The organism is Streptomyces sp. MBT53 (assembly GCF_016654115.1).
Classification (GTDB): domain Bacteria; phylum Actinomycetota; class Actinomycetes; order Streptomycetales; family Streptomycetaceae; genus Streptomyces.
Genome location: NZ_JAEQAZ010000002.1, coordinates 13,412 through 28,123, shown reverse-complemented (window position 1 = coordinate 28,123; position 14,712 = coordinate 13,412). Strand labels below are relative to the sequence as shown.

The 14,712-nt window shown below is 69.8% G+C and carries 14 protein-coding genes and 1 pseudogene; 5 read left to right on the top strand and 10 right to left on the bottom strand.

Translation table 11 applies throughout. The annotated features are described in order from the left end of the window. Position 1 precedes the first annotated feature (1 nt). The 3 genes from JHN45_RS01165 to JHN45_RS01155 are packed head-to-tail and all read right to left on the bottom strand — an operon-like array spanning position 2 to position 2,779. Positions 2 to 442 carry a Zn-ribbon domain-containing OB-fold protein gene (locus JHN45_RS01165; protein WP_200708705.1) on the bottom strand — a complete coding sequence of 147 codons (441 nt, stop codon included), beginning with the start codon at positions 440 to 442 and terminating at the stop codon, positions 2 to 4. Continuing rightward, entirely contained in the window at positions 439 to 1,650 is a 1,212-nt protein-coding gene (locus JHN45_RS01160; protein ID WP_200708704.1) for a lipid-transfer protein, read from the bottom strand. Before JHN45_RS01160 ends, JHN45_RS01165 begins: the two co-directional genes overlap by 4 nt. A 4-nt stretch (positions 1,651 to 1,654) precedes the next feature. Next, positions 1,655 to 2,779, bottom strand: coding sequence for an amidohydrolase family protein (locus JHN45_RS01155; protein ID WP_201047623.1), 1,125 nt, complete (start codon positions 2,777 to 2,779; stop codon positions 1,655 to 1,657). A gap of 159 nt (positions 2,780 to 2,938) precedes the next feature. Here JHN45_RS01155 and JHN45_RS01150 point away from each other — a divergent pair, with 159 nt between their 5' ends. Continuing rightward, on the top strand, positions 2,939 to 3,625 hold the full coding sequence (locus JHN45_RS01150; protein WP_200708702.1) for a TetR/AcrR family transcriptional regulator: 687 nt from the start codon (positions 2,939 to 2,941) through the stop codon (positions 3,623 to 3,625). A 52-nt stretch (positions 3,626 to 3,677) separates the two neighbouring features. On the opposite strand, the gene JHN45_RS01145 is transcribed toward JHN45_RS01150, so the two are convergent. The 6 genes from JHN45_RS01145 to JHN45_RS01120 form a co-directional block, all read right to left on the bottom strand. Continuing rightward, entirely contained in the window at positions 3,678 to 6,137 is a 2,460-nt protein-coding gene (locus JHN45_RS01145) for a CoA transferase (RefSeq protein ID WP_201047622.1), read from the bottom strand. 36 nt (positions 6,138 to 6,173) lie between these two features. Then, the gene (locus JHN45_RS01140; RefSeq protein WP_200708700.1) at positions 6,174 to 7,028 is read right to left on the bottom strand and encodes an SDR family oxidoreductase; all 855 of its coding nucleotides are present in this window, start codon (positions 7,026 to 7,028) and stop codon (positions 6,174 to 6,176) included. Between the two features lie 30 nt (positions 7,029 to 7,058). Beyond that, a complete protein-coding gene (locus tag JHN45_RS01135; RefSeq protein WP_201047621.1) occupies positions 7,059 to 7,463 on the bottom strand; it encodes a MaoC/PaaZ C-terminal domain-containing protein in 405 nt (134 codons plus the stop codon). After that, entirely contained in the window at positions 7,460 to 7,891 is a 432-nt protein-coding gene (locus JHN45_RS01130) for a MaoC family dehydratase N-terminal domain-containing protein (RefSeq protein WP_200708698.1), read from the bottom strand. Before JHN45_RS01130 ends, JHN45_RS01135 begins: the two co-directional genes overlap by 4 nt. 101 nt (positions 7,892 to 7,992) lie before the next feature. Further along, entirely contained in the window at positions 7,993 to 8,676 is a 684-nt protein-coding gene (locus JHN45_RS01125) for a PaaI family thioesterase (protein ID WP_201047620.1), read from the bottom strand. Between the two features lie 142 nt (positions 8,677 to 8,818). Next, entirely contained in the window at positions 8,819 to 9,658 is an 840-nt protein-coding gene (locus tag JHN45_RS01120) for an ABC transporter substrate-binding protein (protein WP_307783016.1), read from the bottom strand. An 801-nt stretch (positions 9,659 to 10,459) separates the two neighbouring features. Between JHN45_RS01120 and JHN45_RS01115 the strand changes: the two genes are divergently transcribed. The 4 genes and pseudogenes from JHN45_RS01115 (at position 10,460) to JHN45_RS01100 (ending at position 13,563) form a co-directional block, all read left to right on the top strand. Then, complete coding sequence (locus tag JHN45_RS01115) at positions 10,460 to 11,719, top strand: amidohydrolase family protein (RefSeq protein WP_201047619.1); 1,260 nt, start codon at positions 10,460 to 10,462, stop codon at positions 11,717 to 11,719. 114 nt (positions 11,720 to 11,833) lie between these two features. Then, a pseudogene (locus JHN45_RS52690) lies at positions 11,834 to 12,057 on the top strand (DoxX family protein). A 203-nt stretch (positions 12,058 to 12,260) separates the two neighbouring features. Next, a complete protein-coding gene (locus JHN45_RS01105) occupies positions 12,261 to 12,566 on the top strand; it encodes a DUF1330 domain-containing protein (RefSeq protein WP_201047618.1) in 306 nt (101 codons plus the stop codon). Next, positions 12,559 to 13,563: an LLM class flavin-dependent oxidoreductase gene (locus tag JHN45_RS01100; protein ID WP_201047617.1), complete on the top strand. Its 1,005-nt coding sequence runs from the start codon at positions 12,559 to 12,561 to the stop codon at positions 13,561 to 13,563. Before JHN45_RS01105 ends, JHN45_RS01100 begins: the two co-directional genes overlap by 8 nt. A gap of 98 nt (positions 13,564 to 13,661) precedes the next feature. Here JHN45_RS01100 and JHN45_RS01095 read toward each other — a convergent pair whose 3' ends face one another. Continuing rightward, a complete protein-coding gene (locus tag JHN45_RS01095; protein WP_201047616.1) occupies positions 13,662 to 14,543 on the bottom strand; it encodes a helix-turn-helix transcriptional regulator in 882 nt (293 codons plus the stop codon). Between the last annotated feature and the right edge of the window lie 169 nt (positions 14,544 to 14,712).

Here is a 14,712-nt window from a genome sequence, read left to right as displayed (position 1 = left end):
CCTACACCTCCCCGGCGGCAACGCGGAAGACGGGCAGCAGCCAGCCGTCGGTGATCGGATGGAAGTCGACGGTCAGCGCCAACCCGATGTGCACGTCCGCCGGTTCGACTCCGACCACGTTGGTGACGAGCCTGGCCCCGGGCGCGTCCGGCAGGTCGACGACGGCGGGTATCAGCGTCAGGTCCGGCAGCCCCGGGTAGCCGTGGACCACGGCGAAGCTGTAGACCGTTGCGCGGCCGGACAGTTGGGGCCAGTCGACCGCGGTGGACTGGCACTCGGGGCAGAACGGTGTGGGCGGCAGCCGGAAGGTTCCGCAGTCGCCGCACCGAGGTGCCACGAGCCGCCGTTCCTTCGCGGCCTGCCAGAACGGCTCGGTGACATGGTCCGTCGCGATCCGTACGACGTCGGACGGCAGCGCCGTCGCGAGGCGGGCCGCGCTCACCGGTCGCGTCCCAGGATCAGACCGCTGACCGGCAGACTCGCCGGACCGCCGGTGCACAGGGCGAACTCGGCGTCCTCGACCTGGTTGATCGCGGTGCCGCGCATCTGCTCGACGCCCTCGACGATCTGGGTCATCCCGATGACATACGCCTCGGAGAGCTGCCCGCCGTGCGGGTTCACCGCGATGGTCCCCGGCTTTCTGCGACGGGAGTAGCGGATCGCGCCGCTCTCGACGAAGGGGCCGCCGTCGCCCTTGGCGCAGAAGCCGTAGTCCTCCAGTTGCATGAGCACCATCGGGGTGAAGTGGTCGTAGATCAGGGCCACATCGATGTCCTGGGGTGTGATTCCGGCCTGCTTGAAGAGGTGTCCGGCGATCGGCCGGTGGCCCGAGGAGGTGAAGGTCTCGTCGGGCATGCCGTACCAGGAGAAGCCGCGGCCCCAGTCCCGGGTGCCGCCGTGGGCGACGGCCACCACGGGGACCGGTTTCTGGCGCAGGTCGCGGGCGCGGTCGGCCGAGGTGGTGAGCACGGCGACCGCTCCCTCCGTCTCCAGGCAGAAGTCGTGGACGCAGAGCGGTTCGGCGATCATCCGTCCGGCGAAGTACTCCTCGCGGGTGAGCGGGGTCCTCCTGATCGCCTTGGGGCGGTTGAGGGCGTTCTGCCGGGTGGAGATCGCGATCTCGGCGAACGCGTCCCGGGTGGTGCCGTACTCGTGCATGTGACGGCGGGCCAGGACCGACATCAGATGGCCGGGGCCCGCCAGTCCGGACGGTTGCAGGAAGGAGCTGACCGGGGTCACCGGCTTGGCCGCGATCACCGTGCCGAGACGTTGGCGCTGCTGTTGCAGGGCCATGACCGTGACGACGACCGAGGCGTCACCGGCGACGATCGCCGCGCGGGCGAGGCCGATCGCGCCCGCCGAGCCGCCGCCGCCGTTCGTGAGCGACGCGGAGAAGCGGACCTCGGGGATGCCGAGGGTCTCCATGAAGTCGACGGACTCCATCTTGTCGCCGTAGCCTGCGCCGGCGCCCGAGTAGTAGGCGAAGCCGTCGATCTCCTTGACGGAGAGACCGGCGTCGGCGCAGGCGGCGAGGATGGCCTCGCCGGCGAGATGCGTGATGCTCTTGTCGGCGGACTCGCCCCGCCGGTAGTAGGGCGTGGCGCCGACGCCGACGATCGCCACGTCCCGCAGTCCGGAATCCCGCGGCATCGGCTCAGACCCCGCTCGTGGGGACCGGCGGCACATCGGGGAAGAGTTCGAAGAACGCGCCCTGCGTGATGCGCAGTCGGGTCTCGTCCGGGACACCGTCGAACAGGGACTTCAGGGTGTCCTGCGTGTGGCCGAAGGTGCCTTCCATGTGCGGGTAGTCGGAGCCGAACATGACGTTCCGGTAGCCCATCGCCTCGAACGCGGCGACCGCCGTCTCGTCGTGCTGGAAGGAGGCGTACACCTGGGTCATCAGGGTTTCCTTCGGGTCCCGTTCGAGTGTGGGACGCACCGCCATGTGGTGCTGGCGGTAGCCCTCGCGCATACGGTCGCCCAGGAACGGGATCCAGGTGGCGCCGCCCTCGGAGATCAGCACCTTCAGATCCGGGTGCCGGTCGAGGGCGCCGGAGGCCACCAGCTTCATCGCGGCCCGCTGGCCGGAGAAGGTCGTCTCCGCGTAGTTCATGACCGCTCCGCCGGGGCCGCGGTAGACCAGGCCCGCGCCGCCGGTCGTCATGTCCACCGGGTCGGTGCCGATGTGGAAGGCCAGGACGATGCGCGCGCGTTCGGCGGCGTCCCAGAACGGCTCCCAGTCCGACCGGTGCCAGTCCGGTGCGCTGGGGTGCGGAGTGGTGGGCAGGAACACGGCCTTGAAGCCCTGTTCGGCGGCCCACTCCAGTTCGGCGACGGCGTCCTCGACCACCAGCGTCGACACCTGCGCGGTGACGACGTAACGGTCCGAGACCGCGGCGATCTCCTCCAGCGCCCACTCGTTGCTCGCCCGCATGCAGGCCTTGAGCAGCTCGGGCGTCCGGAAGGTGGAGGACCACATGCCCAGCGACGGGAAGATCACCTCGCCCCAGACACCCTCCTGGTCCAGATCGCGCAGCCGCGCCCGGGCGTCGCGGATGCCCTGCGCCTTGCGGCTCTCCTCAAGGAAGTCCCTGGCCACCGAGGTCGGCAGTTTGCGACGGAACGACTGACCGTCGACATGCACCGTCTCGTACTCCCCGTCCGGGTCCTTCTCGGACTTGGGGGTGAGGTCGGCCAGCCGCTTGGGCAGGCGCGACTCCCAGAGATCGCTCGGTTCGAGGAAGTGGGAGTCGCCGGAGTTGGTCCACATCTTCGGCATCGTGAGTAGTCCTCCGGACATGGGGAGGGATGAGACCTGCGTCGACAGGCCCTCGCGTCGAACTGTTCCATCGACCGGACCCACTGTCCATACTTTCTAATACATCTCCATTAGTTTTGACGTTGCGTGTGCCGCGCCGCATCTACCACCATGAGGACCATGGCAGTGGACGAGAAGGCCGCGGGCCGCAGACGCCGGCACACCACGGGGGAGGCGACCCGCGAGCTGTTGATGACGACCGCCGAGCGGCTCTTCGCCGTCCACGGGGTCGAAGGTGTGACCCTGCGGGAGATCCAGATGGAGGCGGGCCAGTCGAACTCGTCGGTCATCACCTACCACTTCGGCTCCAAGGCGGGCCTGGTCCGGGACCTGATCGCCTTCCGCTACCGCACCATCGACGCGCGCCGCGCCGTCCTGCTGGAGGAGGCCCGCGCCGACGGCGTCGCCGAGGACCCCCTCGCGGCGGTGTGGCTGGTGGTCCGCCCGCTGATCGAGAGCATCGAGGCCGGCGAGATGTTCGTCCCCTTCCTCGCCCGGCTGGCACCCGCCACCTCGGACGCGGAGTACTGGCCGCGACAGATCGAGGAAGCCACCGACGTACTCCAGGAGTTGGTGCCCGAACTGCTCGGCGCACTCCCCGACCGCGTACGGCGGGGCCGCGAGGTACAGCTCTACAACAGCGTGCTCAACCTCCTGGGCGACCACGCGCGCAACCGGCACCCGATCAGCGACGCCCAGCTCAACAACTACATCGACGGCTGGGTCGGCATGCTCACCGCGCCGGTCTCGGCCGTGACGTACGACCTCATGGAGGACGAGGCGCGGGCGCGGCGCGAACGGCGCTGACACCCCATCGCCTACGGCCGTTCGCCCCCAGCCGTTCCCTACGGCCGTCACGTCACCGTACGACCCCCGCGTCCCGCAGACCGGCGATCCGCGCCTCGTCGTACCCGAGCTCCCGAAGCAGCGCGTCCGTGTGCTGGCCCACGGTGCAGCCCGCCTCCGCCTTCGTCGTCGACCGGGAGAACCGGTTCAGCGGCGCCAGCCTGCGGTGCTCGTCGAAGACGGGGCTGACCGCGTCGACCGCGTAGCCCGCCGCGTAGAACTCGTCGCCCTGCATGTGCCGTTCGGCCGGTTCCTGGGTCACGGCGACACAGCCGACGTCCCATGCCGTCAGGTCGGCCTCCCACTCGGCCTTCGTCCGGGTGGCGAAGACCTTGGCGAGTACGTCCGCGAGCGCGTCGTCATGGGTGGCACGCGCCCGGCCCGTGGCGAACCGCTCGTCCACGAGATCACCGGGGAAGCCGAGGGAGGCGACCAGAGGAGCCCATTCCTTCTCCTTCGGCGCCGCGAGGAACAGCCAGCCGTCGGACGCGGGATACATCCGGTACAGGGCACCGGTCCCACGGAAGTCGGAGTCGACCCGGGAGCGCGCCGGACGGCCCGGGTAACTGGTGTTGTGCGCGATCAGCGCCTGCGTGCTGGTGCCGAGCATCGTGGCCACGATGCCGGTCAGTTCGGCCCCGCGCCGCTTCGCGTAGATCCCCAGCAGCAGGGCCGAGGCGACACCGAGGGCGGCCATCCCGTCCGACTGGACGGCCGGGACCGTCCCGCCGGCGTACAACTTGCGGGCCTGCGACAGCAGTTGGTCACGGTCCGCCGCGGGACGGCCGACCACCTGCGCGTCGGTCACGGAGACGCCGGACGCCGCGCCGATGGACGGCGCGTAGGCGGGCTTGGAGCCGTACGGGCCGTCGATCCCGTAGCCGGGCGCGTTCACATAGACCAGATCCGGGTTGACCGACTTCAGCGAGGTCTCGTCGACACCGATCCGGGCCGCGGCACCCGCCCGGTAGCACTGCAGCACCACGTCGGCCCGTCCGGCCAACTGCCGCAGGATCTCCAGACCTTCGGGGGAGCGGAGGTCGACGGCGATGCTCTCCTTGCCCTGGAGCACCTTCGCGCCGCCCGCCTCGGGGAACGCCATGATCATGCGGATCAGGTCGCCGTCGAGCGGTTCGACCTTGATGATCCGCGCACCGAGATCGGCGAGGAGGGTGGCGCCGTACGGCCCGGCGTACATGGCGCCCAGTTCGAGCACGGTCACACCGGCGAGGGGAGGGTCGCAACGGCCCTGCTGAGCCGCGGAGTTGGGGGGAGTCGCGGCGCGGGCGAAGGCGCGCAGCTCCCGGGTGTGTTCGCCGGGTCGGGGCGCGCGCCGGATTCTGGTGAGGGGACGTCCGGCCGCGTGGACCAGGGTCGAGGGCTGGCGGACCGGGCCGAGGTCGGGATCGTCCACCACCACGCTGCGGCCCTCGTGGACGAGTTGGGGGTGGTCGAGCGCCTCGTCCGGCGTACGGAACTGCTCGCCGAAGACGTCCGGATCGCGGGCGAACGCCTCCTCCCACTCCTTCAGCGTCCGCTCCCCGACCTTCGAGATCATCTTGTTCCACCACTCGAAGCGCAGCTCCGGCGTGGGCAGGAGAGGAAAGCCCTCCCACTTCGGATCGGTCAGTTCGGCGTTCAGGTCCAGCTCGTCCAGCCAGGCCCGCATCAGCCGGGGCGCCGTCTGCGCGAACTGCAGCCAAGTGCCGTCCGCCGTCGCGGCGATGAGCAGCGCGTACAGCAACTTGGCCTGGGGCCTGCCCTGTTGGTCGAAGGCGGCGCCCGCCGGTCGGAACGCGTCCGGGTAGCGGCCGAGGACCAACTCGTAGAACCAGTTGTACGGGTCGTACGCGCCGACCCCTGTCACCAGATCGGACTCCACCAGCTGCCCCAGACCGCTCTCCTCCCGTTCGAGCAGCGCCGCGAGGATGCCGTGGACCGCTGCCTGTGCCGCGGCGAACGAGGCGTAGGGAGTGGTGACATGGGCGGGGTCCGGGCCGGTGGTGAGCTGGTGCTTGGAGTGCAGGACACCGCTCTTGGCCAGGATGAGCGCCTCGTAGCCCTTGCGGTCGGCCCAGGGGCCGCGCGTTCCCCAACCGGTGATGAGTGCCGCGACCAGGCGCGGGTACCGGACCGCCAACTCCTCGGCGGTGAAGCCGAGTCGGGCCGCCGCGGCCGGGCGCATCGTGGCGACGGCGACGTCCGCCCCGGCGAGCAGGCCGTCCAGCGTCACGCGATCGGTGTCGTCGCGCAGGTCGAGGGTGATGCTCCGCTTGCCGCGCAGCAGGCCGGGCCAGCCGGGGTCCGCGCGCAACGGGCTGCCGCCGGGCGGCTCGACGAGGACGACGTCCGCGCCCGCGTCCGCGAGGAACTGAGTGGCCTGGGCGCCGGGCAGCGTCGTCGAGAGATCGATGACGACGATGCCGTGCAGCGGGCCTTCGCCGAGGTCGGCGCCGTCGTTCCGGTCGGGCATGCTCAACTCCCTTGCAGATGTGGGTCCACGGCGCGGTCAGCTGAACCGGGTGGCCGCGAGGATGCCGCCGTCGACCAGCAGATCGGTTCCGGTGATGTAGGAGGCCCGGTCGGAGGCGAGGAACTCGATGGCGTCGGCGGTCTCCGGCATCGTGCCCTCGCGACCCAGCGGCGACCGGCGCAGCATGCTCAACTTGACCTCGCGGTGCGGGCCTTCGAACTCCAGCGCACCCATCGGGGTGGCGATCGGGCCCGGCGACATCGACACGATGCGGGCCCCCTTCGTCCCCCACACCGCAGCCCGCCTCCTGCACATGCGGAGCAGCGCGAACTTGGTGAGCCGGTAGGCCTGGAGGGGCGTCCGCTCCGGCACCAGCTTCTCCAGGCGCTCGACGAAGTCCGGTGCGAGCGGCTCGTCGAGCACGGCGGTGATCTCCGGCGTGGGCGGTTCGGCGAGGTGTCCGGCGGAGGACGACACGAACACCGCGGCCGTGCCCGGTACCGCCCGCTCCAGGCTCATCCGCTCGACGAGCGTCGCCCCGACGAGATTCACCTTCAGCAGGGTGCGCCAGTCACCCATCGACGGGGACAGCGCCGCCACGTGCGCGACCGTGCGCAACCGGCCCCGGGCCGCGACGAGTTGACCGAGCTCCGCGACCGAGTCGGGCTCCGTGATGTCGCACCGGGTCACCACCGCGTCGATCCCGTCCTCGCGCAACGCCGCCTCGCGTGCCGGGTTCCTGGCGGCCGACAGACTCGCCAGCACCAGCCGGTGGGACTGGCCGAGCCGGCGGGCCGCCGACATGCCGATGCCGCCCCCGCCGATCACCAACGCGACGGGAAGATCCGGACGTTCGCTCGTCCCGGTGCGCAACTCACCGTCAGACTCCATACGTTGTCCCTTCTCGGCGCCGAGGGTTCATCACGTCAGCGCGAACTCGGCGGAACCGTCGACCACGAGCGCGCCGTCGTCCCTGCGCAGCTGGATCGCGAGTTCCAGGCGTCGTTCGCCGTCCTGCTCGAAGAGCCGTACGACCTCGGCCGACGCGGTCAGCCGGTCCCCGCGGTACACCACCTGCGTGAAGCGGGTGCGGAAGCGCCGCACGCTCTCCTCGCCGAAGTGGTCGGTGCAGTACGCGGCGAGCCAGCCCGCGCCGAGCATCCCCACGCTGAACGCGGCGGGATACCCGGCGGCGCGGGCGAGTTCGTCGTCGTGGTGCATCGGGTTCAGGTCGCCGCTCGCGCCCTGGTAGCGCACGACGTCGGTCATCGTGACCGGCCCGAACCCGCGCTCCGGGAGCCGGGTACCTGGTTCGAGGCCGGTCACGACGCCTCCTTGCGCACGTAGGCGGAGGTGTAACGGCACTCGGCGAGCAGCAGTCCCTCGGCGTCGTGGAAGGACACCAGGAAGCGGACGATCACCATCGGCCCACTTCGGCCCCGCTTGATCCGGACGTCCTGGAGGCGCTCGGAGTTGTGCAGCGTTTCCCCCGCCCGTGGCACCCGGCCGTGGAAGACGTACTCCTGCTCCAGCGAGAGCAGATTCCGTACGTCGGGCTCGATCCCGACGCTCGCGCACGCCTCGGCGACCTCGGGCGCGCGGACCGTCTCGCCGATGGTGCTCCAGTGGACCACCGTGGCCAGGAAGGTCGGCGGGATCGGGGCGTTCGGGTCGTCGAGGTATGCGGGACGGGGCGCCGCCGTCGCGGTGGCGTACTCCCGCACCTTGCCCCACTCGATGGGCATGATCGCCATGTCTGCTCCTCGCCGGAGTAGGTCCGCGTCGAACTATTTCGCCGACGGAACCGAGCGTCAATGCTTTCTAAGAAATGTTCATTACCTTTTGCTGCCCAGGGTCAGGGCTGACCGGGCTTGAGAGTGACGAACAGGCCCTCCGCCTCCGCGCAGAGCACCCCGTTGTGCCGGATCTCCGCCCGCAGGACGCGCTTGCGGCCCTCCTCGCTCACGAACCAGCCGTGCACGTCGAGTTCGGCCCCGATCGGAGTGATCGACCGGTAGTCGGTGTGCAGATAGGCGGTACGGGCCCGGCTGCGGCCGCCCGACCCCGACAGCCGGCCCAGAACCTCGTCGAACAGCAACGGGACGGCGCCGCCGTGGACCGCGCCGTTCCCGCCCAGGAAGTACCGGCCGAAGCGGACCGTGCCCCGGACGCTGAACCGGTCGGCCTCGTGGACCCGGAGGGCTGGTGCCATCGTCTGGCCCCGGCCCGGCATGTCGTCCCGGTGCCCGAAGACCTGTTCGCGCTCGGAAACGGCCAGGTCGGCGAGGCGCTCGGACCAGGCGCCGAGGTCGTCCGACAGCGCGGCCACCGTGCCGGCGTCCAGCCGTGCCGCCGCGACGTAGTCGAGGAAGCCGCGCAGGCGCGCGATCATCTCGCCGTACCCGTCGGCGCTCCGGCCGTCCTGTCCCGCCGGCCGACTCCACGACTCGACCCGCGCGACGCCCTCCGGTTCGGGGAGGCCGAGCCCGAGCGTCGGGTCGTCGTAGGGGCCGCTGCCGGGGAGCCCGGGCGCCCTCATACCGACCCGTTTTGCGTGCGGTCGTAGTTGCTCATGGTCCACCCTTCGTTCGTGGGGGTCTCCGGGTCGCGGGATCCGCGACGGTCCCTCACTACCCGATCGACCTAATGAGTATCCTCATTGTGATGATTCCAGTGCACGGTCACAGGACGGCGTCCCGAACACCGCCCCGCTGCCCCAACTTGCCGTCGGACGACACCGTGCCGGTGACCTCCTTCGCCGAGACCGTGCCCGTCAGCCCGTGCAGGGCGCGCACCAGACCGAGCACTCCCTGGTAGCCGATCGCCGCGTACCCCTGGGTCGGGGTGTCGGGGCTGTATCGCTTCATGACCTCGCGGTGGAGCTGGGCCTCGATGTCGTTGCTCGCCACGTCGCAACTGCTGAACACCTGCAGCCCGTTCATGCCCGCGCCCACCGTCTGGACGACCTCGGGAGCCATGTACGACTGGACGCTCATCCGGGCGATCCCCGCCCCGAGCGTGCTCATCGCCTGGAGCACGGAGGTGCACACCGTCGACTCGCCTACGACGGCGACGGCGTCGGGCTTGTTCCGCAGCGCGGCGCTCACCTGCGGCGAGGCGTCCGGGGTGCCCGCGGCCACCGTCACGATCTGCAGGCCGACACCGGCCCTGGCGAAGACCGGCTTGCCGATGGCCTCGATCCCGCTCACTGCGGCCGGTGCGTCGATCACGAACGCGGCGACCTTCTTGTATCCCTTCTCCTTGGCGTACGCGGCCATCGACGTCATGGTCGTCGGGAAACCGCCCGTCCAGGAGAAGGCGTTGGCGGTGGTGCCCTCGGAGTTGCCGGCCGCGATGGCGGTCGCCCAGGGGATACCGGTCTTCGTCACGATCGGCACCATGGAGTCGCCCAGACCGCTGCTGGTCAGGACCACCGCGTCGACCTTCTGCTCGACCATCTGGTTCGCGCAGTCCCGCGCCGTCGCGGGTTCCTCCTTCGTCTTGCAGACCGTGAGCCGGATCCGCCGACACCAGCGCGAGCGAGGCTCGCGACCCTGGTGAGGAGATGGCTCGTCCGATCGACTCGATCATGTCTGCGTCCCAATGTGTCGGCGAGTGCCCGGCACTCGCTGCGATCGGCGGACGGCAGCACCGCGCGGCGACCCCGCCGTCCGAGAAAGTGAAGAGAGAGCCGTGAGTGGAGATCGCGCGGCACGAGGGCCGGGCATCGCGGCAGACCATGCCGGCCGGCGTGCCGAGGACTCCATGACCGGCGACCGGACGGACCTGTTCCGATGAGGGCAGGGGCAGTTGATGCCTCGGGAGTAGCGGCCCGCAGGCCGGAAGGCTATACGTAATCGAGTCAGGCTGGAATGGGTAGCGCGGGACGTTCTCCATGTCGTCCGCCCGTCACGCGAGGCCTTGCTTGAAATGAGGGGTCGCAGTGTGTACGTGGGTTGGTCGTGGGGCGTCGCGAGCGGGCCCTTGGTTGTGACCCTGGCCGTCAGGGTGTCGTCAGGTTGCGCGCGCCTCGTACGGCGATGGGTGGGAATGTCGTAGTCCGCCCCACTTGACGATCGAGGCGGGTGCGGGTTTAGATTAGAACGACCGGTCGGTACATATTCCGATCTTCCGAATTCGGCAGAGGGATCCCACTGCGCGGTAGTGGTCGATGGATTCGAGAGTGTTCCGTGCCGGAACACCGATTCTCCGCCGTCGGAATCCGATCCGGTCGGTGTACGTGCTCTCCATCATCCAGGCGTGGGTTTTGGAACGAACAACGTGGTTCGGCGAAAGGTACGTCCGTGTTCAAGGAATTTGTTGTGTCCGGCGATTCGCACATCATCGAGCCGGTCGATCTGTTCAAGACCCGTCTGCCCAAGGCGCTGCGTGAACGCGCCTTGTGGGAGGAGGAGTTCACCCTGGACGAGCCGATCGTTCCGGGTGGGCACACGGAGTTCAAGAAGCTCCACACGATCGGGTTCGACGGCTGGACGATCTCGAAGTACCGCCAGACCGGCGGGGAGACTCCGGACGGCGATCCCGATCACATCATCCGGGACATGAACTTCGACGGCGTGGACGCCTCGGTGATGTTCCCGAACCTCTCGTTGTTCGTCCTGTTCACTGACGACCACGAGCTGTCGATGGCCCACGCGCGCGTGTGGAACGACTACCTCGTCGAGCGGTACCTCCCCTACAAGGATCGGCTGCGCCCCACGGCCGCGATCCCGCTGACGAACGTCCCGGAGGCGGTCGCGGAGATCGAGCGGTGCGCGAGGCTGGGACTCGGCGCGATCCTGCTCCCGGAGATTCCGCCGTTGCCGTACTACGCGCGGGAGTACGACCCGGTGTGGGCGGCGGCGCAGGCCCACGGCCTGCCGGTCTTCATCCATGTCGCCACCGGCGGGGTGAAGGTCAAGGAGGAGGTCTCGGAGACGGCGGTGACCGTGCGCGGTCTGATGACGGCCATGAACATGGGCAAGGGCAACCTGACCGACGACATGGTCACGGGCCGCACGATGGGCGCCGCAGTCGGTTCCGCCGTTGCGGGTCCGCAGGGCATCATCGCCAGCCTGGTCGGCGGCGGGGTGTGCGAGCGTTTCCCGGACCTGCACTTCAACCTGATCGAGTACACCGCCGGCTGGCTGGTCTCCTTCATGGGCTACATGGACAAGGCGTGGAAGACGGGCACCGGCCAGGACCCCGACTGGTGGCTCGGCTTCTGGGACGACAATCGTCCGGCGAACGAACAGCCCTCGATGGGGCGGCTGTTCGCGATCAACGACAAGTGGCCCTACCCGCTCAAGCCCACCGAGTACGTCCAGCGCCAGATCCATGTGCAGTTCGCCGACGACCCCACGGCCGTCAAGGCGCGTCACATCACCGGGCTGTCGACGGTCATGTGGGGCAACGACTACCCGCACGCGGAGGGCACCTTCCGCAGCAGCGCGGAGTGCATCGCCGAGAACTTCGAGGGCGTCAACGACGAGGACCGCGCCGCGATCCTGGGCGGCACGCTCGCCGACGTCGTGCACTTCGACAAGAGCCGGAAACTCGCCCCGGTCACCGAGAGCGCCTGATCGCACCGAGTCGTAGATCGATCGTCGACCGGCCCTTGCGAAGGGGCCGGGAGCGACGTAGCCGGTCGCAGTCGCCTTGCCCCAAGCGGCTCGACAAGGGAGTTGGGGACCGTCATGGCCCATGACCTGGGCATGCTGGTGATCCGCCTGGCCCTCGGGCTGATGCTGATCGCCCACGGTGCGAACAAGGCTTTCGGCTCGGGCGGACTGCGCGGTACGACCGCCTGGTCGCTTCGCCCGGGCTGCGCCCGGCATGGCTGCACGCACGGCTCGCGGCCGGCATCGAGATCGTCGCGGGAGCGCTGCTTGCCCTCGGCCTCCTGGCGGGCGCGGCCTGAACCGCGTACGTGGGCCTGACGCTCGTGGCCGCCCTCACCGACCACCGCGGCAAGGGGTACCTCGTCTTCGAGGGCGGGTTCGCATACGGCCGTCCGCCGAGTCGGAGGCGCAGACCGACTGAACGCCACCTGCGTATGAGGCCGATCCGGACCGGTACCCCGTGCGAGAAATCCTCAACCTGCTTGTTCCAAAGGAGAATTCGATGCCCAAGGGATACGTCATCGTCACGGAAGCCATCAGGGACGACGAGGGGATGGCCGCGTACAGCCGGGCGGCCGCACCCTCCATGGCACAGGGCGGGGCCAAGCCGCTGGTTGTCGACGGGCAACCCCGGGTACTGGAAGGCGAATGGCACGGAAACCGTACGGTCATTCTCGAATTCGAGTCGGTCGAAGCGGCCCAGGTCTGGTACGACTCCGATTCCTACGCCGCAGCACGGCCCTTGCGGCAGGCCGCGGCCGAGTCGCACGCGGTGCTGCTGAGCGGTTTCGAGATGTCACGTGGCTGAGTTCGAGCTGTCGTGCGGACTGCCACCGGGACCCGACTTCGCCGAACTCGCGGTACTGGCCGAACAGCTCGGATACGCGCGGGTGTGGATCTACGACTCGGCACCTCTGTGGGAAGACCCGTTCGTCCACCTGGCACTCGCCGCCCGACGCACCAGCCGGATCGGGCTGGCCACCGCCGTGCTGATCCCGGCGCAACGCGAGGTCATGGCGACGGCCTCGGCCATCGCCACCGTCGCGCGCCTGTCCGGCGGGCGGCTGCGGCCCTGCTTCGGCACCGGCTTCACCGCCCGCCTGACGGTCGGACAACCACCCATGAAACTCGACGAGTTGGGTGACTACATACGGGTGCTGCGCCGACTCCTGGCAGGGGAGACGGCGTTGGTGAACGGCAAGCCCGTACGAATGCTCCACGCGGACGGACTCGCACAGTCGCGCCCGATTCAAGTCCCCCTGTGGCTCAGCGCGTTCGGACCGCGAGGCGCCGCACTGGCGGCCGAGATCGCCGACGGGATCATCGGACCCGTACACCCCGACCTCCCCACGGCGACCCTGGTGTCCGGCACCGTCCTGGAACCGGGCGAGGACCCCGGCAGCGACCGAGTGCGCCGGGCGATCGGACCGTGGCGGGTCCTGGACTGGCACAACGCCTACGCGTACGGCGGCGCCGAGGCCGTGGACGCCCTGCCGGGCGGCCGACAGTGGCGGGACGCCGTCGAGGCGCTCGAACCACCGCAGGCACGCCACCTGTTGACCTTCGAGGGCCACGTCACCCACCTGCCCGACCGCGACCGCGCGCTCCTGGAGCACATCGATCACACCACCATGGTCGGCGACATCCACCGCATCCGGCAGAGCGTCGAACGCCTCGTCGAAGACGGCTTCAGCGAGGTCATCTACACACCGAGCGGCCCGGACATCGCCCGTGAGCTGTCGAGCTTCGCCCTCGCCCACGTGCATCCTCATGGCCGGGAGGCAGTTCCGGCCACTCGTTCTTGAACGGGGCGCGTCGAAGTCCGAACCGATCTCGGTGAACGAGGCGGTCACGCCGTGCAGGGCACGTGAACGGGGTTGCCTCGACCGCCTCGGACAGTCGCTCAGGCGTCGCCGGTGACGGGGGTCGCCCGCTGCTGATCGTGGGTGGCTGTCCAGGTGGCGAGCAGGCGCAGGCCGTCCTCGGAGGGGGTGCCGGGTTCAGCGCCGTAGACGAAGAGGGTCAGATCGGTGTCCGCTACGAGTGTCATCGCCTCGAAGGTGAGGCGCAGCGGGCCGATCGCGGGGTGGCGCAGGCTTTTGAGTCCGGTGGTGTGGCGGCGTACGTCGTGGCGGGCCCAGCGGATGCGGAAGTCCTCGCTGCGGGTGGAGAGTTCGCCCACCAGGGCGGTCAGGTCCTGGTCGAAGGGGGCCCGGCCGGCCTGGGCGTGCAGGAGGGCCACCGCGTCGTCCGCGGCGTGGTCCCAGTCGTCCCAGAAGGTGTGGGAGCGGGGGTCGAGGAAGATGAACCGGGCGTGGTTGGGCGGCTGGGCCGCGCCGGTGTGGAGCGGTGCGAAGAGGGCGCGGCCAAGACTGTTGGCGGCCAGGACGTCCGTGCGGCCGTTGACGACGAACGCGGGGGAGTCGGTCATCGAGTCGAGGAGCCGCTGGACGTTGGGCCGCACTCCCCGCTGAGAGGCCGGGGTGCGGCGTCGCCGCGGACTCGGTGCGGCCGCGCGGGCCAGGTCGTAGAGGTGGGCGCGCTCGGCGTCGTCGAGTCGCAGGGCGCGGGCGAGCGCGTCCAGGACCGCGTCGGAGACTCCGGTGAGGTTGCCCCGCTCCATGCGGGCGTAGTACTCGACGCTGACGTCGGCGAGCTGTGCGGCCTCGGCGCGACGCAGGCCGGGGACCCGACGGATCCCGTGGCTGGGCAGTCCGGCCTGGTCGGGGGTGATCCTGGCCCGGCGGGAGGTCAGGAACTCGCGGATCTCGTTGCGGTGGTCCATGCCTTCCAGGCTAGGCAGCGGCACGGTCTGGTGGGATGCCCTGCCTTTACACCTTTCGACGGTGACTCCCTCACGCGCCGATCCACCGGTTGCATGGTTGTCGGCCCGAGCGGCGAACGGCTGCCGACCGGTTCCGCGGTCCGCGGGCCTGACCCGACCGGAGAGAGAC